The organism is Sphingomonas sp. 1F27F7B (genome assembly GCF_005503355.1).
Taxonomy (GTDB): Bacteria; Pseudomonadota; Alphaproteobacteria; order Sphingomonadales; family Sphingomonadaceae; genus Sphingomonas.
On sequence record NZ_SCMK01000001.1, the window covers coordinates 328,408 to 353,342 of the forward strand.

General features: G+C 66.6%; 31 protein-coding genes and 1 riboswitch. Of the genes, 18 read left to right on the forward strand and 13 right to left on the reverse strand.

Translation table 11 applies throughout. From position 1 onward, the window contains the following. Window positions 1-3: 3 nt before the first annotated feature. Window positions 4-1,746, forward strand: a complete 1,743-nt coding sequence (locus FFS08_RS01530; protein WP_137864008.1) for a serine hydrolase domain-containing protein — start codon at window positions 4-6, stop codon at window positions 1,744-1,746. Between the two features lie 47 nt (window positions 1,747-1,793). Here FFS08_RS01530 and FFS08_RS01535 read toward each other — a convergent pair whose 3' ends face one another. Then, window positions 1,794-2,114 carry a hypothetical protein gene (locus FFS08_RS01535; protein WP_137864009.1) on the reverse strand — a complete coding sequence of 107 codons (321 nt, stop codon included), beginning with the start codon at window positions 2,112-2,114 and terminating at the stop codon, window positions 1,794-1,796. 105 nt (window positions 2,115-2,219) lie between these two features. After that, window positions 2,220-3,827: a phosphoenolpyruvate carboxykinase gene (locus FFS08_RS01540; RefSeq protein ID WP_137864010.1), complete on the reverse strand. Its 1,608-nt coding sequence runs from the start codon at window positions 3,825-3,827 to the stop codon at window positions 2,220-2,222. Window positions 3,828-4,002: 175 nt separating this feature from the next. On the opposite strand from FFS08_RS01540, the gene FFS08_RS01545 reads away from it, so the two are divergent. From FFS08_RS01545 to FFS08_RS01580, 8 genes are all read left to right on the forward strand, one after another. After that, on the forward strand, window positions 4,003-4,710 hold the full coding sequence (locus FFS08_RS01545; RefSeq protein WP_137864011.1) for a response regulator transcription factor: 708 nt from the start codon (window positions 4,003-4,005) through the stop codon (window positions 4,708-4,710). After that, complete coding sequence (locus FFS08_RS01550; protein ID WP_137864012.1) at window positions 4,679-6,259, forward strand: sensor histidine kinase; 1,581 nt, start codon at window positions 4,679-4,681, stop codon at window positions 6,257-6,259. The genes FFS08_RS01545 and FFS08_RS01550 overlap by 32 nt, the downstream gene beginning before the upstream one ends. Then, a complete protein-coding gene (locus FFS08_RS01555) occupies window positions 6,259-6,684 on the forward strand; it encodes a phosphoenolpyruvate carboxykinase (ATP) (RefSeq protein ID WP_137864013.1) in 426 nt (141 codons plus the stop codon). Before FFS08_RS01550 ends, FFS08_RS01555 begins: the two co-directional genes overlap by 1 nt. After that, window positions 6,681-7,610, forward strand: a complete 930-nt coding sequence (gene rapZ, locus FFS08_RS01560) for an RNase adapter RapZ (protein ID WP_137864014.1) — start codon at window positions 6,681-6,683, stop codon at window positions 7,608-7,610. Before FFS08_RS01555 ends, rapZ begins: the two co-directional genes overlap by 4 nt. A 1-nt stretch (window position 7,611) precedes the next feature. Next, window positions 7,612-8,019, forward strand: a complete 408-nt coding sequence (locus tag FFS08_RS01565; RefSeq protein WP_086129567.1) for a PTS sugar transporter subunit IIA — start codon at window positions 7,612-7,614, stop codon at window positions 8,017-8,019. Further along, window positions 8,016-8,288, forward strand: coding sequence for an HPr family phosphocarrier protein (locus tag FFS08_RS01570; RefSeq protein ID WP_137864015.1), 273 nt, complete (start codon window positions 8,016-8,018; stop codon window positions 8,286-8,288). The genes FFS08_RS01565 and FFS08_RS01570 overlap by 4 nt, the downstream gene beginning before the upstream one ends. 33 nt (window positions 8,289-8,321) lie before the next feature. Further along, entirely contained in the window at window positions 8,322-9,122 is an 801-nt protein-coding gene (locus FFS08_RS01575) for a TrmH family RNA methyltransferase (protein ID WP_137864016.1), read from the forward strand. A gap of 75 nt (window positions 9,123-9,197) precedes the next feature. Continuing rightward, window positions 9,198-9,893, forward strand: coding sequence for an META domain-containing protein (locus FFS08_RS01580; RefSeq protein ID WP_137864017.1), 696 nt, complete (start codon window positions 9,198-9,200; stop codon window positions 9,891-9,893). A gap of 13 nt (window positions 9,894-9,906) precedes the next feature. Here the strand turns inward: FFS08_RS01580 and FFS08_RS01585 are convergent, their stop codons facing one another. From FFS08_RS01585 to recR, 3 genes are all read right to left on the reverse strand, one after another. Continuing rightward, entirely contained in the window at window positions 9,907-11,181 is a 1,275-nt protein-coding gene (locus tag FFS08_RS01585; RefSeq protein WP_249341209.1) for a DNA recombination protein RmuC, read from the reverse strand. Between the two features lie 131 nt (window positions 11,182-11,312). Beyond that, window positions 11,313-11,840: a peptide deformylase gene (gene def, locus FFS08_RS01590; RefSeq protein ID WP_137864018.1), complete on the reverse strand. Its 528-nt coding sequence runs from the start codon at window positions 11,838-11,840 to the stop codon at window positions 11,313-11,315. Between the two features lie 47 nt (window positions 11,841-11,887). Continuing rightward, complete coding sequence (recR, locus tag FFS08_RS01595) at window positions 11,888-12,484, reverse strand: recombination mediator RecR (protein ID WP_137864019.1); 597 nt, start codon at window positions 12,482-12,484, stop codon at window positions 11,888-11,890. A gap of 135 nt (window positions 12,485-12,619) precedes the next feature. On the opposite strand from recR, the gene FFS08_RS01600 reads away from it, so the two are divergent. After that, entirely contained in the window at window positions 12,620-13,087 is a 468-nt protein-coding gene (locus tag FFS08_RS01600; RefSeq protein ID WP_212741937.1) for a group III truncated hemoglobin, read from the forward strand. A 36-nt stretch (window positions 13,088-13,123) separates the two neighbouring features. On the opposite strand, the gene mltG is transcribed toward FFS08_RS01600, so the two are convergent. The 7 genes from mltG to fabD all read right to left on the reverse strand — a co-directional run bounded on the left by mltG (window position 13,124) and on the right by fabD (window position 18,638). Next, window positions 13,124-14,035, reverse strand: a complete 912-nt coding sequence (mltG, locus tag FFS08_RS01605; protein WP_137864040.1) for an endolytic transglycosylase MltG — start codon at window positions 14,033-14,035, stop codon at window positions 13,124-13,126. Window positions 14,036-14,132: 97 nt separating this feature from the next. Next, entirely contained in the window at window positions 14,133-15,392 is a 1,260-nt protein-coding gene (gene fabF / locus FFS08_RS01610) for a beta-ketoacyl-ACP synthase II (RefSeq protein WP_137864020.1), read from the reverse strand. 163 nt (window positions 15,393-15,555) lie between these two features. Beyond that, on the reverse strand, window positions 15,556-15,804 hold the full coding sequence (locus tag FFS08_RS01615; RefSeq protein WP_137864021.1) for an acyl carrier protein: 249 nt from the start codon (window positions 15,802-15,804) through the stop codon (window positions 15,556-15,558). Window positions 15,805-15,905: 101 nt separating this feature from the next. After that, the gene (locus FFS08_RS01620; RefSeq protein ID WP_212741938.1) at window positions 15,906-16,448 is read right to left on the reverse strand and encodes a hypothetical protein; all 543 of its coding nucleotides are present in this window, start codon (window positions 16,446-16,448) and stop codon (window positions 15,906-15,908) included. Window positions 16,449-16,471: 23 nt separating this feature from the next. Beyond that, on the reverse strand, window positions 16,472-17,209 hold the full coding sequence (fabG, locus tag FFS08_RS01625; RefSeq protein WP_137864023.1) for a 3-oxoacyl-[acyl-carrier-protein] reductase: 738 nt from the start codon (window positions 17,207-17,209) through the stop codon (window positions 16,472-16,474). A 22-nt stretch (window positions 17,210-17,231) separates the two neighbouring features. Beyond that, entirely contained in the window at window positions 17,232-17,648 is a 417-nt protein-coding gene (locus FFS08_RS01630; protein WP_137864024.1) for a GxxExxY protein, read from the reverse strand. 54 nt (window positions 17,649-17,702) lie between these two features. Continuing rightward, the gene (gene fabD, locus FFS08_RS01635) at window positions 17,703-18,638 is read right to left on the reverse strand and encodes an ACP S-malonyltransferase (RefSeq protein ID WP_137864025.1); all 936 of its coding nucleotides are present in this window, start codon (window positions 18,636-18,638) and stop codon (window positions 17,703-17,705) included. 216 nt (window positions 18,639-18,854) lie between these two features. On the opposite strand from fabD, the gene FFS08_RS01640 reads away from it, so the two are divergent. Together FFS08_RS01640 and FFS08_RS01645 are read left to right on the forward strand one after the other, a co-directional pair. Beyond that, complete coding sequence (locus tag FFS08_RS01640) at window positions 18,855-19,190, forward strand: RcnB family protein (protein ID WP_249341216.1); 336 nt, start codon at window positions 18,855-18,857, stop codon at window positions 19,188-19,190. 133 nt (window positions 19,191-19,323) lie between these two features. Beyond that, a complete protein-coding gene (locus FFS08_RS01645; RefSeq protein ID WP_137864027.1) occupies window positions 19,324-20,277 on the forward strand; it encodes a hypothetical protein in 954 nt (317 codons plus the stop codon). A 64-nt stretch (window positions 20,278-20,341) separates the two neighbouring features. Here FFS08_RS01645 and FFS08_RS01650 read toward each other — a convergent pair whose 3' ends face one another. Beyond that, on the reverse strand, window positions 20,342-21,424 hold the full coding sequence (locus tag FFS08_RS01650; protein WP_249341210.1) for a sodium:calcium antiporter: 1,083 nt from the start codon (window positions 21,422-21,424) through the stop codon (window positions 20,342-20,344). Then, a riboswitch (yybP-ykoY riboswitch) is annotated at window positions 21,381-21,532 on the reverse strand. (Overlaps the previous gene by 44 nt.) A 241-nt stretch (window positions 21,533-21,773) precedes the next feature. On the opposite strand from FFS08_RS01650, the gene rpsF reads away from it, so the two are divergent. The 6 genes from rpsF to FFS08_RS23800 all read left to right on the forward strand — a co-directional run. Further along, window positions 21,774-22,163, forward strand: coding sequence for a 30S ribosomal protein S6 (rpsF, locus tag FFS08_RS01655; protein ID WP_086129467.1), 390 nt, complete (start codon window positions 21,774-21,776; stop codon window positions 22,161-22,163). A 13-nt stretch (window positions 22,164-22,176) separates the two neighbouring features. Continuing rightward, window positions 22,177-22,401 (forward strand): 30S ribosomal protein S18, encoded by a 225-nt coding sequence (gene rpsR / locus FFS08_RS01660; protein ID WP_010543816.1) that lies wholly within the window; start codon window positions 22,177-22,179, stop codon window positions 22,399-22,401. Between the two features lie 14 nt (window positions 22,402-22,415). After that, entirely contained in the window at window positions 22,416-23,033 is a 618-nt protein-coding gene (gene rplI / locus FFS08_RS01665; protein WP_137864028.1) for a 50S ribosomal protein L9, read from the forward strand. 341 nt (window positions 23,034-23,374) lie between these two features. Next, on the forward strand, window positions 23,375-23,977 hold the full coding sequence (locus FFS08_RS01670) for a CAP domain-containing protein (protein ID WP_137864029.1): 603 nt from the start codon (window positions 23,375-23,377) through the stop codon (window positions 23,975-23,977). A 108-nt stretch (window positions 23,978-24,085) separates the two neighbouring features. Next, window positions 24,086-24,802, forward strand: coding sequence for a CAP domain-containing protein (locus FFS08_RS01675; protein WP_249341211.1), 717 nt, complete (start codon window positions 24,086-24,088; stop codon window positions 24,800-24,802). Continuing rightward, the coding region (locus FFS08_RS23800) for a hypothetical protein (protein ID WP_212741939.1) at window positions 24,745-24,935 on the forward strand (191 nt) is incomplete at its 3' end. The genes FFS08_RS01675 and FFS08_RS23800, both read left to right, overlap by 58 nt.

Here is a 24,935-nt window from a genome sequence, read left to right on the forward strand (position 1 = left end):
TCGATGCACAAAGCTCTGCTCCCCTCCCTCCTCGCCTGCACGATGATGTTTCCCCTGCCCCTCGCCGCGCAGGACGCCGGTCAGGCGCTCGTCGGGCTCTGGGCAGCCAAGAAGCGCTTCGGTCCGGACGTGCGCGGCACGCTCACCCTGGTGCGCGACGGCACCGGCTGGCGCGCCGAGATCGCCGGACGCGAAGCGGCGGTGGAGCAGGCGGGCGACACGCTGCGCTTCGTCCTGGCGGGCGACCTCGGCAGCTTTCGCGGGCGGATCGAGGGCGATCGCATCCGCGGTCATTGGGTCCAGCCCCGAAGCGTCACCGGCGGCATGCGCTATACGACACCGGTGGTGCTGAGCCCCGCCGGCCCCTCGCTATGGCGCGGCGAGGTGCGGCCGCTCGACGAGAGCTTCACGCTCTATCTGAAGGTGGATCGGGAAGCCGACGGCCGGCTGGGCGTGTTCCTGCGCAATCCCGACCGGAACATCGGCCGCAATGTCGACCTCAGGCATATCGAGCTGAAGGACGGCCATGTCCGCTTGCTCGGCAAGCCCGGCGGCGCGGCGGAGGAAGTCGAGATCGCCGCCGGCAGCTTCGACGCCGGCAACCGCCTGCTCTCGATCGCCATTCCGGGACGCGGCAACAGCTATGATTTCGAGCCGGCCGGAGCGCTGAGCGATTTCTATCCGCGTCCCGGCCTCTCGGCTCTCTATGCCTATCGCCCGCCGCTGCCGAAGAACGATGGCTGGCCCGTCTCCACGCTGGCGGCCGAGAACATCGACCGCGCGGTGATCGAGCGCTTCGTCCAGATGCTGATCGACCAGCCGATCGACTCGGTCCACGCCCAGGATATCCATGCCGTGCTGATCGCCCGGCACGGGAAGCTGGTGCTGGAGGAGTATCTCCACGGCACGGACGGCGACGCCCTGCACGACACGCGCTCGGCTGCGAAGAGCCTCACCTCGGTGCTGGTCGGCGCGGCAATGCAGCAGGGCACGCGGATCGGGCCGGAAACCCCGGTCTATGCGACGATGGAGAAGACGCTTCCTGCCGATCTCGATCCACGCAAGCGAGCGATGACGCTGGGCAATCTGCTCGACATGGCCTCGGGCTTCCATTGCGACGACCGCGATCCTAAGGCGCCGGGCAACGAGGACGTGATGCAGGACCAGGAGGCCCAGCCGAACTGGTATCGCTATGCGCTCGACCTGCCGATGGCCGCGGCCCCGGGCGGGAACCGCGTCTATTGCAGCACCAATCCCAACCTGGCCGGCGGCGTGCTGTCGCGCGTGACGGGCGAACCGCTGGAGAACAGTTTCGACCGGCTGATCGCCCGGCCGATGCAATTCGGACCCTATGCCCTCAATCTGCAACCGACCGGCGAGCCGTACATGGGCGGCGGCGCACAATTCCGGCCGCGCGACTTCATGAAGCTCGGCCAGTTGATGCTGAACGGCGGCACCTGGCAAGGCAAGCGCATCCTGAGCACCGACTGGGTGCAGCGCTCCACCGCGCCGCGCGGCGAGTTGCGCGGACTCCATTATGGCTATCTCTGGTGGGGGATCGACTTTCCCTGGCAGGGCGGGAAGCTGCCGGCCTTCTTTGCGGCGGGCAATGGCGGCCAGGTGGTGATGGTAGTGCCGAAGCTCGACCTCGTCGTGGCGATCTTCGGCGGAAATTACGGGGACAAGGTGACGTACGTGCCCCAGGAGAAGTACTTGCCGGACCATATCCTGCCGGCGATCCGCTGAAACGCGAGGCTCGCCCGGCCACCCGCCGGGCGAGCCTCGCGCGAATCTCAGCTCTTCGAGCCGAACAGGCCGGAGGCGAGACCGCCCAGCTGGCCGAGCACGCCCTGGCCGCCTTCCTGCATCAGCTGCGAGAAGCGGCCGAGCGACCCTTCGCCGCCAATATGGCCGATGATCTCCTGGAGCTTCTCCACCGGCAGGCCGGTCTCCGAGGCGGCGCCCTCGGCGGTATCGGTGTCCATCGGATGGAACTTGGCGAGCGCCTGCACGGCCTGCTCGACATGCTCGGGCGAGAGCCCGACCTTGGAGGCGAGATTGGCCACGTCCACGTTCTGCGAAACCTGGCCGAGAATGCCGTCGAGAATGCTCATGCTGTTGCTCCCGTTACGAGTGATCGGAACGGGAGCACGCTTAGCACAGCTTGGCGCCGGCGCCCACAACTTCCCCTGGCCTCCCGCCGGGGAAAGCGGGACAGATCAGGCGGTAACCCTGGGCGCCGCCTCGCGCACACCCGCGTCGACATGGTCTGCGAACTGTGCGAAATTCTCGACGAACTGGTCGACCAGCCTGCCGGCGGTGGCGTCGTAATCCGCCTTGTTCGCCCAGGTCGCGCGCGGATCGAGGATCGCGCCGTCCACGCCCGGCACCGCGATGGGCACCATGAAGCCGAAATTGGGGTCCTTGCGGAACTCGGCCTGCGCCAGGCTGCCGTCGAGCGCGGCGTTGAGCAGCGCGCGCGTCACTCGGATCGGCATGCGCTTGATGCCGGGATCGGTGGCGCGGCCGCCGCTCCAGCCGGTGTTGACCAGCCAGCAATCCACGCCGCCCCTGGCGATCCGCTCCTTGAGCAGATTGCCGTAGACCGCCGGGTGCCGCGGCATGAAGGCGGCGCCGAAGCAGGTGGAGAAGGTCGCCTCCGGCTCGGTCACGCCGATCTCGGTGCCGGCCACCTTGGCGGTGTAGCCCGAGAGGAAGTGATACATGGCCTGATCGGGCGTCAGCTTCGCGATCGGCGGCATCACGCCGAACGCATCCGCCGTCAGGAAGATGATGTTGCGCGGCACCGGGCCTAGATTCTTCTCGGAAGTGTTCGGGATGAAGTCGATCGGATAAGCGCCGCGGCTGTTCTCCGCCAGGCTGTTGTCCGCGAGGTCGAGTTCGCGCGACTCCTCGTCCATCACCACATTCTCGAGCACCGTGCCGAAGCGCCTGGTCGTCGCGAAGATCTCCGGCTCGGCCTCGGCCGAGAGGTTGATCATCTTGGCGTAGCAGCCGCCTTCGAAATTGAAGACCGCGGTATCCGACCAGCCATGCTCGTCGTCGCCGATCAGCGTGCGGCTGGCATCGGCGGAGAGCGTGGTCTTGCCGGTGCCCGACAGGCCGAAGAAGACCGCAGTATCGCCGTTCGCGCCGATGTTCGCCGAGCAGTGCATCGGCATGATGCCGTCGACGGGCAGCAGATAGTTGAGCAGCCCGAAGACGCTCTTCTTCATCTCGCCGGCATAGGCGGTGCCGCCGATCAGGATCAGCTTCTCGGTGAAGTTGACCGCGATCACCGTCTCGCTGCGGCAGCCATGGCGCTCCGGATCGGCGCGGAAGCTCGGCAAGTCGATGATCGTGTATTCGGGCACGAAGCCGCCGAGTTCGCTCGCCTGGGGCCGGACCAGCATCGTGCGGATGAAGAGATTGTGCCAGGCCAGCTCGTTGATCACGCGCACGTTGACGCGGTGCTCGGGCTGCGAGCCGCCGTACAGATCCTGCACGAACAGCGTGTCGCGTCCCGCCAGCTCTGCGAGGAAATCGGCCTTCAGCGCGGCGAAATGCTCGGGGGACATGCCCTTGTTGACATTGCCCCACCAGACATTGTCTTCGGTGGTCGCGTCGCGGACGATGAACTTGTCCTTGGCCGAACGGCCGGTGTGCTTGCCGGTGGTGGCGACCAGCGGGCCGTCCTTCGCCAGCTTGCCCTCGCCGCGGCGCACCGCGTGCTCCACGAGCGGGGCGGTCTCGAGGTTCCAGATAATATCGGCACCCGTCCCGATGCCCATGGCATCGAGACCATGGCGCGGCGTGCGCTCGGTCAAATTAGCCTCCGTCTCCAAGTGCTTGCCCGGATTGTCGCCCTCCGGTGCAATAATATTGCGCGCCCTTGGACCTCAGCCGGACGGGGGTCAACCCGAGTAAACGTTGTCAGCCGATTGAGCGGCAAAGAACTTTCGGTTACGCCACGGATTCAATGGATCCGAGTGCCGCACACGCATGACCGCAACGATCGCGCTGGTCGATGACGACCGCAACATCCTCACCTCCGTCTCGATCGCCTTGCAGACCGAGGGTTTTCTGACGCGCGTCTATTCCGACGGCGAGAGCGCCTTGAAGGCCCTGATCGACAACCCGCCCGACCTGGCGGTGCTCGATATCAAGATGCCGAAGATGGACGGGCTCGAGCTGCTCCGGCGGCTGCGCGAGAAGAGCACGATCCCGGTGATCTTCCTCACCAGCAAGGACGACGAGCTGGACGAGGCGCTGGGCCTGGCGATGGGCGCGGACGACTATATCGCCAAGCCGTTCAGCCAGCGGCTGCTGATCGCCCGCATCCGCGCGATCCTGCGCCGGACCGAAGCTGCCCAGCCGAGCGCAGAGGGCGGCGAGGAAGTGACTGCCGAGGCGCTGGAACGGGGACGGCTGACCATGGATCCGGCACGCCACCGGGTGACCTGGAACGGCACCAACGTGACGCTTACCGTCACCGAGTTCCTGATTCTCGAGACGCTGGCGCAGCGCCCGGGCATCGTGAAGACCCGCAACCAGCTGATGGATGCCGCCTATCAGGACGACATCTATGTCGATGACCGCACCATCGACAGCCACATCAAGCGCGTGCGCCGCAAATTCCGGCAGGTCGACTCGCAGTTCGACGCCATCGAGACATTGTATGGCGCGGGCTACCGGTTCTCGGACGAATAGGGACGAGCGCGACCTCGCGCTCAAATGGTCCAACCGGGTCAGCCTGACGCCGCGCATCCTCGCGGTGAACATCTTCGCGCTGGCGCTGCTGGGCGGCGGCTTCTCCTATCTCGATTCCTATCGCAGCCGGATCGTGGACAGCCGGGTGGAGCAGGCGGGCCGCGAAGTGCGGCTGATCGCCCAGGCCCTCGCCTCCGCCAAGGACGCGAAACGCCGCGACCTGCTGGTGCTCAGCCTGGCGCGCGACACCGGCACACGCATCCGCCTGTTCAACGAGAAGGGGAAACTGCTCTCGGACAGCAAGGCACTGGGCCTGCGCAACGTGGTGCTGCGCGATCCGGACAAGGATCCCTGGGGACTGGAGGCAGCACGCTTCCTCGATGCCGTGATCGACACGGTGGCGGGAGCCGACCGCGCGCCGCTCTACCGCGAGCGCCCGACGGACCAGGGGCTCGACTGGCCGGACGTGCGCACCGCCCTCTCCGCGCATGGCACGCCTGCGACGGTCTGGCGCGCGCCCGATCGCACGCCGGTGATCACCGCCGCCGCGCCGATCACCGAACTGGGCGTGGTGATGACCACGGTGAATGCGCGCGACATCACCCAGACCGTGCGGGCCGAGCGTTTCCGCCTGGGCATGGTCCTGCTGTTCGTCTCGGTCTTCTCGATCCTGCTCTCGCTGTTCCTGGCGCGCACGATCGTGCGGCCGCTGCGCTTGCTCGCGCGCGCCGCGATCCGGGTGCGGCTGGGGCGCGCGCGCGAAGTGGTGGTGCCCCGCCTGCCCGATCGCAGCGACGAGATCGGCCTGCTCGCCCGCGCGCTGTCCGACATGACCCAGGCGCTGCGCGCCCGGATCGACGCGACCGAGGCCTTTGCGGCGGACGTCACGCACGAGCTCAAGAATCCCCTCGCCTCGCTGCGCTCCGCAGTGGACGGCATGGCGGCGGTGCGGAAGAAGGAGCATCGCGACCAGCTGCTCGAAATCGTGCGCGACGACGTGCTGCGCCTCGACAGGCTGATCACCGACATCTCCGAGGCCTCGCGGCTCGATGCCCAGCTCAGCCGCGCCACGTTCGAGCCCGTCGATATCGGGACGATGATCCAGGCCCTGCTCGATCAGCGCGAGGCCCGCGGCATCCCCGATGGCATCCGCATCGCCTTCGATCGCGGGCCGAACGTCGAACTCATCGTGCTTGGCGAAGGTGCGCGGCTGGAGCGCGTGTTCGAGAACCTGATCGAGAATGCCATCTCCTTCTCGCCGCCCAAGAGCCTGATCGCGATCTCGGCATCCAGCGACGAGGATTATCTGACCGTCCGGGTAGAGGATGAGGGTCCAGGCGTACCCGACGAGGCTCGCGAGAACATCTTCCGCCGCTTCCATTCGGTGCGTCCCCAGGACGAGGCATTCGGCCAGCATTCCGGCCTGGGGCTTGCCATCGCCCGCACGATCGTCGAGGGCCATCAGGGGAGCATTTCAGTCGAATCGCGGGAGGATCGATTGAGCGGGGCGCGATTCGTGGTGCAATTGCCACTGACGGGACGCAATTGATGGCAGAGCTGTCCTCGGAAGCGATTCTGGGCGCCTGCGTGGCGATCGACGGCCGCGGCGTGCTGATCGAGGCGCGCGACGACGCGCAGCGCACCGACCTGCTGCTCCGCCTGCTGGATCGCGGCGCCGTCCTGGTGGCCGACACGCGCACCGTCTGCGTGCGCCGGGGCATCGAATTGCGCGGCACTGCGCCCACGGGCAATGCCGGCCGTGTCGACATCCGCGGCATCGGATCGGTGGAGTTGCCCAGCCTTGCCGAAGCGCCCGTGGCGCTGATCGCCGTGGTGCTCGACACCGCGCCGCGCCTGCCCGAGGACCGGCGCACCCAGCGCATCGCCGGGGTGGACGTGCCGGTGATCGCGCTCGCACCCAACGAGCCGGCCGCGCCGATCAAGATCGAATATGCGCTGAAGGCATTGGCGTGACGAGCAAGCGCCCGAAGCAGATCCTGCTCGTCACCGGCATGTCCGGCGCCGGCAAGTCGACCGTATTGCGCACGCTCGAGGATCTGGGCTGGGAGACCGTCGACAACCTGCCCCTGCTGCTGCTCAACCGCCTGCTCGACACCGCGCCGGGCGATGCCGACGACGATCGGCCGCTGGCCATCGGCATCGGCACCCAGACGCGCGGCTTCGATCCGGAGAACATCGTTCGCCGAATCAAGAAGCTGCGCGAGGACCATGGCCATGACGTCGGCACGCTGTTCCTCGAATGCTCGGGCGCCGAACTGGAACGGCGCTATTCGGAGACGCGCCGACGCCATCCGATGGCCCAGGATCGCCCGGCGCAGGACGGCATCGCGCACGAGCGCGAACTGCTCACGCCGCTGCGAAGCTGGGCGAACCGGCTGATCGACACCACCGATCTCAGCGCCAACGAACTCGCCCAGCAGATCCGCACCACTTTCTCGGGCGCCGGCCAGGGCGACACGGTGATCTCGGTCGTCTCGTTCGGTTTTGCCCGCGGGCTCCCGCGCGACGCCGACCTGGTGTTCGACATGCGCTTCCTGCGCAATCCGCACTGGGATCCCGAATTGCGCCCCGGCACGGGCAAGGATCCCGAGGTCGCCGCCTATATCGCAGCCGACCCGGCCTATCCGGCCGCGATGGCGCAGATCGAGTCGCTGCTGCTTTTGCTGCTCCCGCGCTACCAGGCCGAGGGAAAGGCATATGTTACGATAGCGTTCGGATGCACCGGCGGCCGCCACCGCTCGGTGCATGTCGCCGAACGGATGGCCGCGCGGTTGCGCGGCGCGGGTTTTTCCCCCACGGTGGCACATCGTGATACGAAGACCGCGCCGCAGGACTCGCTGGAGGGGGCCCCGGTGACCACGGCAGGGGGCGGAGTTTGAGATGATCGGTTTGGTGCTCGTGACGCACGGACGACTCGCGGAGGAGTTCGTAGTCGCGATGGAGCATGTAGTGGGCAAGCAGGAGCAGGTCGCATCGATCTGCATCGGGCCCGAGGACGACATGGAAGGTCGCCGCGCGGACATCGCCGCGGCGATCAAGAGCGTCGATTCGGGCCGGGGCGTGATCGTGCTGAGCGACCTGTTCGGCGGCACGCCCTCGAATCTGGCCATTTCGCTGATGGAAGCGGGCCGCGTCGAAGTGATCGCCGGGATCAACTTGCCGATGCTGATTCGCCTGGGCAGCGCGCGCAAGACGATGAAGGTCACCGAAGCTGTGGCCGCGGCGCGCGATGCAGGCCGCAAATACATCACCATCGCATCCGAAGTGCTGGGAGAGGCCGCCGCTTGAACCGCTGCATCCGTACGGTCACGATCGAGAACAAGCGCGGCCTGCACGCGCGTGCCAGCATGGCCTTCGTGACGCTCGCCACCGCCCAGCCGGTCGAACTTACCGTCGAGAAGGACGGCAACACCGCTTCCGGCACTTCGATCCTCGACCTGATGATGCTGGGGGCCGCCAAGGGCGATACGATCGCCATCAGCGCCGAGGGGGACGGCGCCGACGGCGCGGTCCAGGCATTGGTCGCGCTGGTCGAGGCCCGATTCAACGAGGAATAGCCTCAGGCGGAAATTGGCATTAGGGCATCGCCGATGCCCCGCGAGATAACTGCCTTTTCCAACCCGCTGATCAAGCGTGTCCGCAACCTGCGCGACAAGAAGCATCGCCGCGAAGAGGGCCTGTTCCTCGCCGAGGGCCTGCGCATCCTCACCGAAGCGCATGAGGCGGGGCGGGTTCCGCAATATCTGTTCTTCTCGAAGGACATGGTCGGCCACGCACTGGTCCGAACGCTGGTCGCCGCCACCGAAGCCGCGGGCGGCTGGGCAATCGAGACCAATGCCGACATTCTCTCCAAGCTTTCAGGCAAGGACAATCCGGGCGCGGTGGTGGGCGTCTATCCCGACTTCGCCGTGACGCTTGCCGATCTCGACCGGAGCCGCGCGGGCATCTGGCTGGTCGCCGAACGGCTGCGCGATCCGGGCAATATGGGCACCATCCTGCGCACTGCGGATGCAGTGGGCGCGGGCGGGCTGATCCTGATCGACGAATGCGTCGACCCCTTCTCGGTGGAGGCGGTGCGCGCCAGCATGGGCGCGCTGTTCACCGTGCCGGTGGCGCGGGCGAACTGGGGCGATTTCCTGGTCTGGCTGCGCAAGGGGCCCGGCCAGCTGGTCGGCCTCAGCCTCGATACGGAGCACGACTATCGTGCGCCCCGGTACGAAGCGCCGGTCTTTCTGCTCACCGGCAACGAAGCGCAGGGCATGCCCGGCTTCATGGCCGAGGCGTGCGACCTGCTCGTCAAGATCCCGATGCTCGGCAAGGCCGACAGCCTGAACGCCGCCGTGGCCACTGCAGTGATGGCCTATGAGGTGCTCGGCCAGCAGCGAGGCTGAACGCGCGATAATCGTTACGGCCAGGGATCGTTCAGCCCCGTCCGCGCATTGCTCGCGGCAAAGAGGAGTGAATGCATGCGTATCCCGACCATCGCCGCCGCCAGCCTGATCGCTCTGACTGCCCTGCCCGCCGCGGCCCAGGCCCAGACGGAATATCGCGCTTCGGGCACCGAGCCCTTCTGGAGCCTGACCATCGGCGCCCGGACGATGCGCTTCGAGGCGCCTGGCCGCCCCACCGTCAGCGTGCCGACGCCCCGGGTGATCCACGGCTTTGCCGGCGAGATCTGGCAGACGCGCCGGATCGACGTGAACACCAATCACCGCCAGTGCAGCGACGGGATGAGCGACCGCGTCTATCCCGACACGGTGACCGTCACGGTGGACGGCCGCAGCTTCAAGGGCTGTGGCGGCGAACCGCGTGCGCAGGCCGGCGCCAGCGTGATCGACGGCAATTGGCGGATCGAAGCGCTGAACGGCCGGCCGGTGCTGCGCGGCACCAGCCCGACCGTCGCGTTCGAGAGGGGCCGCATCTCGGGCAATGCGAGCTGCAACCGCTTTACCGGCACCTATGATTTCGCTCGCGGCCGGCTCAGCACCGGCGGCGTGGCCAGCACGAAGATGGCCTGCCTCGATCGCGGCCGGAACCTGCAGGAGCAGGCCATCCTGGGTCTGCTCGGCGAGCGCCTGACCGTGTCGGGCAACCGCGCCGGCAAGCTGGTCCTCACCGGCGCCCGCGGCCGCACCATGACCCTGGTCCGCGCCCGGCCCTGAGCGATCGCCCGGGCTATTCCGCCGCTTCCGCCGTGTCCGGGCCCGCCACCAGCTTGGTGAGCGGGCGCGGCGCGCTCTCGACCATCGGCAGCGGTTCGATCTCCTTGGTGCCGCTCGACACTTCCAGCGCCTCGAAGCGCTTGGCCTGGGTCATCACCTGGCTCTCCAGGCTGCCGACCATCGCATTATAGGCGCCTGTCGCCTGTTCGAGATTGCGGCCCATCCGCGCGACATGGCCGCCCATGGTGGCGAGCCGCGAATGCAGCTCCTTACCCAGCCGGGCGATCTCCGCCGCCTCCTCGGCCAGCTTCTCCTGCCGCCAGACGCTGGCGACGGTTCGGGCGATCGCAACGAGATTGGTGGGCGTGGCGAGCAGCACGCGGCGCTCGAACGCCCATTCCCACAGCGCATCGTCCTGCTCCAGCGCCGCGGTCAGGAAATGCTCGCCGGGGATGTAAAGGATGACATAGTCCGCCGCGTCGCCGAACTGCGCCCAATAGTTCTTCGAGCCGAGCTGCTCGGCATGCCGGCGAATCGCGGCGGCATGCGCGGCGAGATGGGCGGCGCGGCCGCCCTCCTCATGCGCGTCGCTGGCGTCGAGGAACGCGTTCAGCGAGCATTTCGCGTCGATGATCAGCTTCTTGCCGCCGGGCAGGCGTACGATCACGTCGGGCCGCAGCCGCCCGTCCTCGGTGTTCACCGAAACCTCGGTCTGGAAATCGGCATGCTGCGACAAGCCGGCCTGCTCGAGCACGTTGCGCAGGCTCTGCTCGCCCCAGCGGCCGCGCGCCTTGGGGCTGGTGCGCAGCGCATTGACCAGCTTGGCGGTCTCGTCGCGCACCTGGGTGTGGCCGGCATGAAGCTGCTGCACCGCCTCGCGCAGCGCCTGATAACTGCCCACCCGCTCCTTCTCGACTTCGTTCAGCCCCTGCTGGTAGCGCAGGAGCGTTTCCTGCACCGGTGCCAGCAGCGCCTTCATCTTCGCCTCATTGCTCTCCCCCGCCTGGGCGAAGCGCTGATCGGCGCGGTCGAGAAAATTCTTCTGGGATTCACCTAGGATGCGGTGCGCCAGTTCGGCGAAACGGCTCTCCATCCCAGTGGTCTCGGCCTTGAGGCTCGCCAGCTCGATCTGGGCGCGGCCGAGATCGGCGGCGGCGGCCTTGAACTCGGCCGCGCGCGCGTCGCGCTCCGCGCGCATCTGCGCCGCCGAGCGCCCACCAAGGAACATGCCGAGACCGAGCCCCACCGCCAGCGCGGCGACCGCAATGAGAACCGCCAGCAGATCCAAGCCTCGCCTCCCGAAAAGTCGCAAAAGTCACGGCAGACGCGCATGCAAGTGCCTGCGCGCGGAACATATACCGAACGCCACATATAGGACAGGGGGAATTTCGAAGGCGTGCGCCGCCGCCCCCGACGGTCTCAGGCGGCGGCCTTGCGTGCCTTGGCCAGCTTCTTGAGGATCATGTCGCGCTTCAGGCGCGAGAGGTGATCGATGAAGACGATGCCCTGCAGGTGATCCATCTCGTGCTGGATGCAGGTGGCGAGCAGGCCCTCGAACACCTCGTCATGCGCGGCCCCCTTCTCGTCGAGCCACTTCACCCGGCAGCGCGCCGGGCGCTCGACATCGGCGAACTGCTCGGGGATCGACAGGCAGCCCTCGGTATAGACCGACTGCTCCTCGGCCGGATCGAGGATCTCGGGGTTGATGAAGACGCGCGGCTCGCGGATCGGCTTGCCCTCCTCGTCCTCGCGCTCCTGCAGATCCATCACGATCACGCGCTTCGGCACACCCACCTGGATGGCGGCGAGGCCAATGCCCGGCGCGTCGTACATGGTGTCGAACATGTCCGCGATAAGGTCGCGGAGCTCGTCAGTCACCTCCGCCACGGGTTCGGAGATGAGGCGCAGGCGCGGATCGGGTACTTCGACGATGGGTAGAATGGCCATCCCGCCATTTTAGGTCTTCGCACCCCTCGCCGCAAGGGAGGGGAATCCTAGGCCACCGGCCGCCTCGCCCGCAGCGCCTGCGCGAGCGTGCCTTCGTCGAGATAGTCCAGCTCGCCGCCGACCGGCAGGCCATGCGCCAGCTGGGTGACGCGCACCGGATAGGTCTCGATCCGCTCGGCGATATAGTGCGCAGTAGTCTGGCCCTCGAGCGTGGCGTTCATCGCGAGGACGACTTCGTCGATCCCGCCCGCGGCGATACGGGCAACCAGCCTGTCGATGCGCAGGTCCTCGGGCCGCACGCCCTCCAGCGCCGAGAGGCGGCCACCAAGGACGTGGAAGCGCCCGGGGAAGAGCCGCGCGCGATCGAGCGCCCAGAGATCCGCCACTTCCTCGACCACGCAGAGCGAACGCGCGTCGCGGCGCGGATCGGCGCAGATCTGGCAGGGGTCCGAGGTGTCGACATTGCCGCAGACCCCGCAGGTCGCCAGGTTGCGGCTCACCGCCCCCAGCGCCGAAAGCAGCGGATCGAGCGCCGTCTCGCGCTTCTTGAGCAAGTGAAGCACCGCGCGCCGCGCCGAACGGGGGCCGAGCCCCGGAAGTCGCGACAGGGCCTGGGTGAGCGCTTCGATCTCGGGAGATGCCATGGGCGGAGATGTAACCATGCCGGAACAGAAAGGAAACCGTTCCGCGACCTTCGATCGTCCTGTCGGAGGCCTCTGCTGCATACTGGGACCGAATGCCCCATTTCCATCCGAGGCTGCCGGCCCCAGATAGGCGCCATGCAGAAGACCGGTACTCCCTCTCCTCATGCCGCCGCGATGCGCGACGAGAAGCGACGCGCGGCCGCCGAAATCGGGATCGACGAAGATTTCGTCTCCGAGCTGGTCGAGCGCTTCTATGGGCGGGTGCAGGCCGATCCGGTGCTCGGCCCGATCTTCGCCGGGCGGATCGCCGATTGGGGGCCGCATCTGGCGCAGATGAAGCGCTTCTGGCGCTCCGTCCTGTTCAGCAGCGGCGAATATCTGGGGCGGCCGATGCCGCTGCACCTCGCCATCCCGGGGCTCGACAAGCCGATGTTCGCACGCTGGCTCGACCTGTTCGCGGCGACGCTCGCGGAGATCGGTGGCGGAGATGCCGCCGAGCATGTGCATGAGCGCGCCCGGATGATCGCCAACAGCTTCCTCAACGGCATCGCGATCCACCATCACGGCCAGCTGGGACTGCGCCCGGGTGAAGGCTTTGCGTGAGAGGCGCTTCCCTGCCCCGGCGTGGAGGGGGAAAGGCTACATCTCCCCCCGCGCTCTTCGGATCGCATACCATTTCTGCACGTTCGCATTGTGCTGTTCGAGCGTGTCCGCAAACACATGGCCACCCGTGCCGTCCGCCACGAAGTAGAGCGCCGACGAACTCGCCGGATCGAGCACCGCATCGATGCTCGCGCGGCCAGGATTGGTGATCGGGCCGATCGGCAGGCCGACCTTCTCATAGGTGTTGTAATCGTTCTTCGCGTGCACTTCGGAGAGGAGCGGGCGGCGGCCGAGCGGCTTGCCCTTGGTGATCGGGTAGATGAAGGTCGGATCCGCCTGGAGCATCATGTTCTGGCGCAAGCGGTTGGAATAGACTGCGGCAACCGTGCGGCGCTCCTCGGGCTTGCCGGTTTCCTTCTCGACGATCGCGGCGAGGTTGATCGCGTCGGCCGGGCTGCTGACCGCGATGCCCGGCTTGCGGGCCTCCCAGGCCCTGGCGAGATAGGTCGCCATCGCCTTCTGCATGCGATCGAGAACCGACTGGCGCGTGTCGCCGCGATTATAGGCATAGCTGTCCGGCAGGACCGTGCCCTCGACCGGTACCTGGATCTCGCCGGTGAGCTGCGGCGCCTTCATTAGCGTCTCGTAGACGAGGATCGACGGCGTGCCCTCGGGGATGGTGACGAAGCGCTGGAGCGTGCGGCCGCCCTGCATCATCTTGAGGATGTCCGACTGGCTGAGATGCGCCGGCAGGCGATATTCGCCCGCCTTGATCGGATCGCTGCTGCCCAGCAGCTTGGCGAGCACGAGGAACTGGCGCGCCGAGCCGATAGCGCCGGCCCTTTCCAGCTCGGTGGCGGCGCGCGACAGGCTCGCCCCGTCCGGGATCATCACGGTAAGGTTCTGCTTCGCCGGCCCCGCCCCGCCCCAGAGCTGGAGCACGCCCATACCGAGCGCGACCAGCACCAGGAGCGCGACCAGCACGGCACAGCCGCCAAGCCGCCTGCGCGGCCTGGCGGGCTTTTCCACTGGTGCGGGTGCTTCCTCAGACAGACTTCATCACCAGGCTGGCATTGGTGCCGCCGAAGCCGAACGAGTTGTTCAGCACCGCCTTCACCTTGCGCTCCTTGGCCTTGTGCGGGACGAGATCGACGCCCGCGCAATTCTCGCTCGGATTGTCGAGGTTGAGCGTCGGCGGCACGATCTGGTCGCGCAATGCCAGGATGCAGAAGATACTCTCCACTGCGCCGGCACCGCCCAGCAAATGGCCGATCGCCGACTTGGTCGAGCTCATCGACAGGCCGCCGATCGCATCGCCGAAGAGCCGGCGGACGGCCCCCAGTTCGAGTTCATCGCCCAGCGGCGTCGAGGTGCCGTGCGCATTGATGTAATCGATGTCGGAAAGGTCGAGGCCCGACTTCCTCATCGCCATCTGCATCGAGCGGAAGGCGCCCGAGCCCTCGGGATGCGGCGCGGTCACGTGATAGGCATCGCCCGACAGGCCATAGCCCACGACCTCGGCATAGATCTTCGCGCCGCGCGCCTTGGCATGCTCATATTCCTCGAGCACGACGATGCCGGCACCCTCGCCCATCACGAAGCCGTCGCGGTCCTGGTCCCAGGGGCGGCTGGCGCGCCACGGCTCGTCGCGGAAGCCGGTCGACAGCGCGCGCGCCTGGCCGAAGCCGGCGATGCCGATCGGGCAGACCGTGCTCTCGGCGCCGCCGGCGAGCATGATGTCGGCATCGTCCATCGCGATCATCCGCGCGGCGTCGCCGATCGAATGCGCGCCGGTCGAGCAGGCGGTGACCACTGCATGGTTCGGGCCCATCAGACCGTATTTGATCGAGACCTGGCCAGAGATCAGGTTGATCAGGCGGCCATGGACGAAATGCGGACTGACCCGCTTCGGCCCCTTCTCGGCCAGGACGAGCGATTCGCTCTCGATGCCCGGCAGGCCGCCAATGCCCGAGCCGATCGAGCAGCCGGCACGGAAGCGCAGCTCCTCCGACATGTCGGTGAGGCCGGCATCCTCGATCGCCTGGCCTGCGGCATCGATGCCGTAGACGATGAACGGATCGACCTGGCGCTGCACCTTGTGATCGACGCGCAGGCTCGGATCGAAGCCATATTCATGGCCCGCCGGCTTCACTTCGCAGGCATAGTTGCTCTGGAAATCGGTCGCGTCGAAGCGCGTGATCGTGCCAGCGCCGGACTTGGCGGCGATGATGTTCTTCCAGGCAGTCTCGACATCCGCGCCCAGCGGGGTGACGAGGCCAAGGCCGGTGACAACTACACGGCGCATCCGCTTTCTCCGTCAAACTTCTCGAAATTCGCACATGAAAGCCGGTGAAATACCTGATTTCATGGCCAAAACAAAACGGCTCCCCGCCCAACTCTATTCGAGCCCGGGACGGGGAGCCGCTGATTCACGCTCGGCCCATAAGGGCGCGATCGCCCGGGGGCGATCAGCCCGCCTGATGCTCGGAGATGTAGGAGACCGCGTCGCCGACGGTGCTGATCTTCTCAGCCGCATCGTCGGGGATCTCGACGCCGAATTCTTCCTCGAACGCCATCACCAGCTCGACGATGTCGAGGCTGTCCGCGCCCAGATCATCGATGAAGCTCGCCGTCGGCGTAACGTCGCCGGCATCGACACCGAGGTGATCGACGACGAGCGCAGTCACGCGGGTGGTGATCTCTTCCTGGTTGGCCATGGTCCCTGTTTTCCTTTGTAGCTAGGGGCTCAATATCGTTGGAACGCACCTAGATCGCACATGATGCCGTTGCAAGAGGGGGCGCGCCGGTGCCGTTGCGGTCAGGCCTGCGAAAACTGCCAGGCCGCGTAGCGGACGGTGCTGACGAAGAGGAAATATTTGTTGAGCAGCGCCGCGTTGGCGCGCGTCTGCTTCGTTTCGTCGGTGACCGACGCAATCACCAGCTGCTGCATCTCCTCGGTGGTGAGCGGGCGATTGCGCACATCCTCGGGCAGCGCGTCGAACCGGGTCTCGAGCTCGTTCGGATCGAATCCCTGCGCGACGACGGCCTTTTCGGCGATCGGCTGGCCGAGCTTGGCAAGCGTGTAGACTCGCGCAGCCTCCAGCGCCGCCTCGGACCATTTGTGCTGGTCCGCGCATTCCTTGGCCGCGATCGAGATGCCGCTGCCGACCGCCGGATCATAGGTGGGGCGCACCCCGGCGCCCTCCCCCATGTTGCGGGTGACGTCCCTGCCAATCTGCTCGGTGAGAGCCGGCTTGAGCTTGCCGATCACGCAATCGATCGTCGCGAGGTCCGCGGCCTGGGCCGGGGCTGCGAAGGCGGCCGCGGCCAAGGCGGCGATTCCGAAAAGACGCATAGACATCACACTCCAGGGCTCGCCCCCGCTCACAGCATCGCCATACCGCCGTTCACATGCAAGGTCTGGCCAGTGACATAGGCAGCTTCCCTGCTGGCCAGATAGACGACCGCGGCGCCGATATCCTCGCCCTCGCCCAGCTTGCCCGCCGGAATGCGGCCGAGCAGCGCTTCCTTCTGTGCATCGGGCAGCACGTCGGTCATCGCCGAGCGGATGAAGCCCGGGGCGACGCAATTGACCGTGATGTTGCGGCTGGCCAGTTCCTGGGCGAGCGCCTTGGACATGCCGACCAGGCCGGCCTTGGACGCGGCATAATTGGCCTGGCCCGGATTTCCGGTCGCGCCCACCACGGACGTGATCGAGATGACGCGGCCGAATCGGGCCTTCATCATCGGCTTGGCGGCGGCGCGGATCAGGCGGAAGGCGGCCTCGAGGTTCACCGTGATGACCTGTTCCCACTCCTCGTCCTTCATCCGCATCGCGAGATTGTCGCGGGTGACGCCGGCATTGTTGACGAGGATGTCGAGCTGGCCGAGCGCCTCGACCGCCTTGGGGACAAGGGCATCAACCTGCGCCTTGTCGGAAAGGTTGCAGGCGAGCGCGATATGGTCGCCGCCCAGGCCGGCACGAAAGGCTTCGAGCTTCTCGGCATTGCTGCCCGAAACGGCGAGCCGGGCGCCCTGTGCGGCCAGCGCCCTGGCGATCGCCGAGCCGATACCGCCCGAGGCGCCGGTGACGAGGGCAGTCATGCCAGTTAGGTCGAACATTGGGGTCTCCAGAAGAAAGAAGTTATTGGTTCACGCGGAGGCACGGAGACGCGGAGGGGGCATAGTCGTTCACGACTCGCCTGAGCCCCTCCTTCAGCGTTGCGCCGCCGAAGTTGATCAGCAGCCCTACGGGCTGTTTGGTCAGACGCAAATAGGTGAGAAGCTGCTTCCCATGTGCCGCAGTCGGCCGTTCGACCGACTTGATCTCGACCAGCAGGCGTTCGTCCACGAGCAGATCGATACGAAAGGCAGCTTCGAACCGAAGATCATCAAATTCGATGTCGATCGGCCGTTGGCGCGCCACCGAATACCCCATCCTCGTCAGTTTGCTGGCGAGGATGGCCTCGTAGACGCTTTCGAGCAGGCCTGGACCGAGCTCTCGATGCAGCCGCAGGGCCACATCGACCACGTCGCCGCTGATCTGCTCGATATCCCTCAAGCCCTATCTCCGCGCCTCCGCGTCTCCGCGTGAACCGATCTCTTCTTCCTATTCCTAAAGCGCCTTCGCCAGCGCTTCGATGTCTTCCATCGTCACCACGCTCACCGGCGCGGCGTCGGGCGCAATGCGCTTGACCATGCCGCCCAGCACCTTGCCGCCGAACTCGACATAGTCGGTCACCCCCGCCGCGAACATCGCCAGCACCGATTCGCGCCAGCGGACCATGCCGGTCACCTGCTCCACGAGCAGCGCGCGGATCGTGTCCGGATCGGCCACCGGCGCGGCGGTGACATTGGCATAGACCGGCACCAGCGGCGCCTGGAGCGAGACTGCCGCCAGCGCCGCGGCCATCGCATCCGCGGCCGGCTGCATCAACGGGCAATGGAAAGGTGCCGAAACCGGGAGCAGCAGCGCGCGCTTCGCGCCCATCTCCTTGGCGATCGGCAGTGCGCGCTCGATCGCCTCGCGATGCCCGGAGATCACGACCTGCGACGGATCATTGTCATTGGCGACGGTGCAGACCTGGCCCTCGGCCGCGGCATCCGCAATGGCCTGCGCCTTCTCGCGGTCGGCGCCGAGGATCGCGGCCATCGCACCGACGCCGACGGGCACCGCCGCCTGCATCGCATCGCCGCGGGTCCGCAGCAGCTTCGCGGCGGTGGCCAGATCGAAGGCGCCGGCGGCGCACAGCGCGGTATATTCGCCAAGCGAATGGCCGGCGACGAAGTCGGCCTTGTCGGCGAGGCGGATGCCGCCTTCCCGCTCGAGCACGCGCAGCACCGCGATGGCATTGGCCATGATCGCCGGCTGGGCGTTGGCCGTCAGGGTCAGCTCGTCCTCGGGACCCTCCGCCATCAGCCTGGACAGATTCTGCCCCAGCGCCTCGTCGACTTCCTGGAAGACTTCGCGGGCGGTGGCGCTGGCTTCGGCAAGGGCCTTGCCCATGCCGACGGCCTGGCTGCCCTGGCCGGGGAAGATGAAGGCGCGCATGTCTCTCTCCTGTCGGCGGCGCTGCAATGGGGCCGCGCGTTAGGCCCGCACCCTTCGCGACGCAAGCCCGGGCGCTTCGCCGAAGCTGAACGGACCCGGCCGGCTTGCGAAACATTGCGACCATTTCGCGCATCGAACGCGAAACACCTGCGACACCGCCTGCCCAGATTGCACTCGGCGCCGGAGCAATCCGGCGTTGCCGACAAGAGGAGTGCAATCATGAAGAAGTTCGTTCTCGCCGCCGTCGCCGCGTCGCTGGTCGCGACCCCGGTGCTCGCCGCCGCCCCGCAGCACGGCCGTCCGCCCATCGAGCAGAAGGTGGTCGTCAAGAAGAAGGTCGTCGTCACCAAGCCGGCCTATCGCAACTGGCGCAAGGGCGAGCGCTTCGACAGCCGCTATGCCCGTGACTATCGTCAGATCGACTATCGCCACTATCGCGGGCTGAAGGCACCGCCGCGCGGCTATCGCTATGTCCGGTCGGGCAATGACGCGGTCCTTGTCGGCATCACTTCGGGCATCATCGCGGCGGTGTTCGCGGGCGCGATCCGCTGAAGCGACACGCCGGACAGCCATGCGAAACGGCAGGGCCCGGCCCTGCCGTTTTACATATGCGCGAAGAATCCGACTCCTCGTTTCGGCTCCGTTAGTGTTATGGTTAACGGGCGTCGACTGGGAGGAATGCAGGATGTTCAGGGCAGCCCTTACGGCCCTTGCCGCCGTCATGCTCATGCCGTTGGCGGCGCTGGCAGCGGACCGCGACGATGGCGGACTCGCGCCCGATTTCGAGGGCCAGGTCGCCTATTTCGGCAATTACACCGGCAAGACCTCGGTCAGCGCCGATCTGCGCCGGCGCGACCAGGGGCCCTGCCCCTATCAGGATCAGCGCTGCTACCAGCAGATCGTCGGCGGCGGCGTGAAGGTGGTGCTGAGCTTCGACGGCGAACACGTCACCGGCTTCTATTATTCGGTCGGCGGGTTCGAGGGGCCCAACGGGCTGCGCGAAGGCACGCTGATCGGCCGGCGCACCTCGGCCGGCTGCGAACTGTACGAGGCCGACGGCACGATGTGGCAGGCGACCACCTGCGGCAGCAAGGGCTTTCAGGGCCAGATCGTCTCGGTGCGCGGCATTCCCAAGCAATCCGAAGTGAGCTTCTCCACGGTCGGGATGTTCGTGCGCGACACCGGCTGGATCACCAAGCTGGGCGAGGAAGAGGCCCGACGCGACCGCCGGATCAACTGGCTGACCCAGAAGCTCGACGGCCCGGGCGCCCCCGAGAGCCGCTTCCGCGCGGCAATCGAACTCGACAGCTTCTCGCGCCACTTCCGCGGCATCGACATGGGGCGGGTCTCCGAGCCGGTGCGCTCGGGCAAACCCAAGAAGAACCGCGAATGGTATCTCGACAGCAGCTACACGCGGCAGGACGGCAGCACGGGCAGCATCCGCGGCGTGATCTACAACGACCGGCTGCGCTGCCTCCAATGGGATGAAGAGGCCTGTGGGCCGATCCACCCGCCGGCGGATTTCCCCAAGCCCCGCCTCGACGATGACGGCGGCTGGCTCTCGCGCAGCCCCGCCCCGATCGTGGCGAGCGATACCCGGCCGACACCCCGGCCGCGGGGGAATGGCGAGCGATACTAGGTCGCTCGGGCGGCGAACGCCGAGTTGCAGCTGCTCAATGGCAAGTCTTGGCAGTGACGCATCATTAGCCCACTATATGCAAGGCTGCGATGCTCCCCGAGAAAGCCACATAGAGCAGAGCCATCGCTGCCAGAAGCCAGCGTGAGATTACGCCGCATCTGAATGCCACGAACATCATCGCAACCGCTACCATCGTGGTGATCGCAGCCAGGAGAAGAGGCGCGCTGAAATGCCAGGGCGTGAAGAATAGGCCCAACGCTGTCGGAATGGTGGCCTGAATCATCATCGCTCCCGAAATATTGGACAGTGCAAGCCGATACTTACCCTGACGTACCCAGATGATCGCGTTCATGGTTTCCGGTAGCTCGGTGGCAACCGGGCTTAGAAGGAGCGCTAGGAGTTGAGGCCTCAGGCCCAATGCCGGAGCCAACTGCCCAAGTTGCATGACAAACATGTGCGAAGCGAGGAAGATCACCACGAGCGCCAGCAACGTCTGGATGATCGCCATCCATGTCGCAGGTTCGGCCCGGCCAAGCTGGAGCTTGAGCGGCTCCAGTTCGCCTTCCCTGTCTTCCTGATTGCTCCTCATTTCTTGCCGGACATAGAACGCATAGGCCCCGAGGAACAAAAGCCCGAGCCACGGCTTCCATGAGAAGACAAGGATGCCGAGAGCAGCTTTCAGGGCGAAGATGGCCAGGAACCAGCCTTGGTCGCGGCTAAGCTGCCGGAAAACGGTTTGAGTGGCTTTGGTACGGGGTAGTTGCTGACCATAGAGGATGAGGCTGATGCCTACCGTTGCGTAAGTGACGGTAGAAAGCGCGAGCGGGCCACCAAGCGCCGCACCGACGCCAAGTTCCTTCGACGCTGCGCCACTGCCAAAGGCGACAGCAACCAGTGTAACGACGCTCTCTGGTAAAGCCGTGCCGAAGGCAGCCAGGATGGTGCCCGTAGCCTTCTGGCCGACATCCATCTTGTGACCAACCCACTCCACGCCGTTCACGAAGAACTCGCATGACAGATAGATCACCACCGCCGACCCCAACAGCAGCAGGATGTTGAACCATATCGCGGCCATCGAATGCTCCAGGGGCCGGGCGATTGACGACATGAACGCGCACGCGCCCGGCCCGGGCGCATGCGCGTTCATGGTCTCGTCAAGCCTGCATGCCGTACGCGCCATGGCCGAAGCCAAGTTTGTTGACGCGCACTCCGCGGATGGTGCGGACGACTACTCCCCAAGAAGCGTGCCTGTTTGTGTCCGCTCCGGTTCCTTGTCAAGGCAAGCCACGAAGCGAACAATGTCATGGCTCATAGCCCAACTGGCGGTTGGAGCGGTTATGTGTGAGCTTGCCTTCCTCCCCCACCTCCGCTAAGGGCGCGCCTTCGTTCGAAGTGGGGACGCGATTCCCGCTCGCGCGACCATTGAATACGAGACGACAGCCGGAGGGGCGCCGCACGGGGTGGCGTCAGCGATCGGCCAACATGGAAGAGAATACATGGCTCTTTACGAGCACGTGTTCCTTGCGCGCCAGGACCTGGCACAGGCGCAAGTGGACGCTCTGGCGGAAGCCGCCACCAAGATCGTCGAGGACAATAACGGCAAGGTCGTGAAGACCGAGACCTGGGGTCTTCGTTCGCTCGCCTATCGCATCGCCAAGAACCGCAAGGCGCATTACGTGATGCTCGAGATCGACGCGCCGGCCGGCGTGGTCGCCGAGCTGGAGCGCCAGACGCAGATCAACGAAGACGTGATCCGCTACATGACCGTCAAGGTCGATGAGCTGGAGCAGGGCCCCTCGGTGATGATGCGCAAGGGCGACCGTGAGCGCGGCCGTGGCCGTCGCGATCGTGACGAGGCCGGCAACACCGGTTTCGGCGGCGAATAAGGAGACATAGACCATGGCACGCCCGTTTTTCCGCCGCCGCAAGAGCTGCCCCTTCTCCGCGAAGGACGCTCCCCGGATCGATTACAAGGACGTCCGTCTGCTCCAGGGCTTCGTGTCCGAGCGCGGCAAGATCGTCCCGTCGCGCATCACTTCGGTGAGCGCCAAGAAGCAGCGCGAGCTGGCCCAGGCCATCAAGCGCGCCCGTCACCTGGGCCTGCTGCCCTACATCGTTAAGTAAGGGAGGCTCGACCCATGGAAGTCATTCTGCTTGAGCGCGTCGACAAGCTCGGCGCCATCGGCGACGTGGTGAAGGTCAAGGACGGGTTCGCCCGGAACTACCTGCTCCCGAACAAGAAGGCGCTCCGCTCGAACGCCGCGAACCGGAAGGTCTTCGAGGCCAACCGCGCGCGCATCGAGGCCGATAACGCCGCGCGCCGCACCGACGCCGAGAAGGAAGCCGGCACGTTCAACGACGTGTCCGTCACCCTGATCCGCCAGGCTTCGAACACCGGCCAGCTCTATGGCTCGGTCGCAGTGCGCGACCTGGTCGAGGCGCTCGTCGCCGACGGCCACAAGGTCACCAAGGCGCAGGTCGTCCTCGACAAGCCGATCAAGGCGATCGGCGTGTACGAAGTGCGCGTCGCGCTGCACCCCGAGGTGTCGGTGACCGTCAAGGTCAACGTCGCCCGCTCGCCGGAAGAGGCCGACATGCAGGCGCAGGGCGTCGACGTGATGGCCCAGATGTTCGAGGAAGGCCGCGACACCACCGGCTTCGTCGAGGATTATGATCCGAACGCCGAGCCGGGCGCGACCGCCGAAGTTCGCGAAGAGGCTCCGGCCACCGACGAAGGCGAGACCGCCGAGGGCTGATCGCCCGCGCACGGAAAATGAAAGGGCCGCCCCGGCATTCCGGAGCGGCCCTTTTCTTGTGCATTCCGTAGATAACCACAATATTCAGGAGCATTCTCAACTATATTACAATGAAACACCGGATTCCGCGACCGAAACGGCGCAATCAGGGGCATGAAACACAGGCGCCGATTATCGCCGCCAACGGAATCAAAGCCAGCACCACGGGCAAAACCTTGTTCATCTCGATCCAAACCTTGCCAGTTCTTCGAGAGTAGAACGAGCCCGGCCGGGCAAGGTTGCAGCACGCGTTAATCTTTTGTTCGCGACGCACGCACTCCGATCTGATCTATAGGCATGCGATGCCGCCCTTCCTCCCCCTCGCCCTGGCGATCGCCACGCCGCCTCAGGCCGGCCTGGAAGCGGCGGTGCTCGCCGAGATCAACTTCGCGCGCACCCGGCCGCGCGACTATGCCGAACGGCTCCGCGAATATCGCAAGTTCTTCAAGGGCCGGATCGTCCGCTATCCCGGCAATCCCGGCGGGCTGCGCACTGCCGAAGGCACGCGTGCGGTCGACGAGGCGATTCGCTTCCTCGAACGACAGCCTCCGCTGGCGCCGATCGAGCCCGCGCCCCTGCTCGCCCGTGCCGCGCGCGACCATGTTCGCGAACAGGGTCCGAGTGGGCGGACGGGGCATGTTTCGGCCGACGGAGCCAATCCGCGTGCGCGGGTGCAGCGCCGGGGCGGCGGCGATTATGTGGCCGAAGTGATTACCTATGGCCCGCCCAGCGCAGTTGAGGTGGTCCGCCAACTGATCGTCGACGATGCCGTGCCGGGACGCGGTCATCGCAGGACCCTGTTCGCCGCCGAGATGCGCCATGCCGGCATCGCCTGTGGGCCGCACAGGGGCTATCGGGTGATGTGCGTCGCCGATCTGGGCCGGCGCCCCGACGGCCGCCCCTAAGGTTAACTGCCGAATATCCGCTTGCCTTCTCAGGCGGTTAAGTGGACAGCGCTACCGGTGAGACAGCGGACGGGCGCGGGGCCCGCCGGCTCCGGGGGGAGCCCGATCGTGATTGCCAGGAACCGTTGGACCGCCATGCTCGGCGCCACTGCCATGCTGCTGACCGGCGCCACGGCCTCTGCCGGCGAGCGCGCCGCCAACGCCACACGCCTCGAGCGCGACGTGCTCGCCGAGATCAATCGCGCCCGCGAGCATCCGCGCGAATATGCCGAGATGCTGCGTGAATATCGCGACTTCTTCGACGGCCGGGTGCTGTTCCTGCCGGGCGACGACAATGGCGTGATCACGAACGAGGGAATCGAGGCAGTCGACGAGGCGATCGACTTTCTCGAACGCCAGGAAGCGCTGCCGCCGCTCGACCCTGCCGAACTGCTCGCCCTGGCCGCCCGGGATCATGCCGACGATCAGGGCATCACCGGGGCCAGCGGCCATGTCTCGCGCGACGGGCTGACGCCCGGCGACCGCGTGAAACGGCGCGGCGGCAGCATCTATGTCGGCGAAGGCATCTGGTACGGCAGCGGTGATGCAGGGGCGGTCGTCCGCAGCCTGATCGTCGATGACGGCGTGCGCAGCCGCGGGCATCGCGCGCTGCTGTTCCAGCCGGACTTCCGGTTCGCCGGGGTCGGCTGTGGCACGCATCGCCGCTTCGGCAGCATCTGCGTGGTCGATTTCAGCGGCACCGCAGACGGCTCGCCGGTGGTGCCCCAATGGGCCAAGGCTCGCGGCGCGCAGGTTTTTCGGATGCCGGCGACGACGAAGCGCTGAGGCGCATTGCCAGCCGCTCTCTTATCGGTGAGGATCACGCCTCGATGGCTTATCTGGTGCTGTTCCTCGGCGGGGCGCTGCTCTGCAACGCGATCCCCCACCTCGCCGCGGGCCTGCGCGGCGAGCCCTTCCC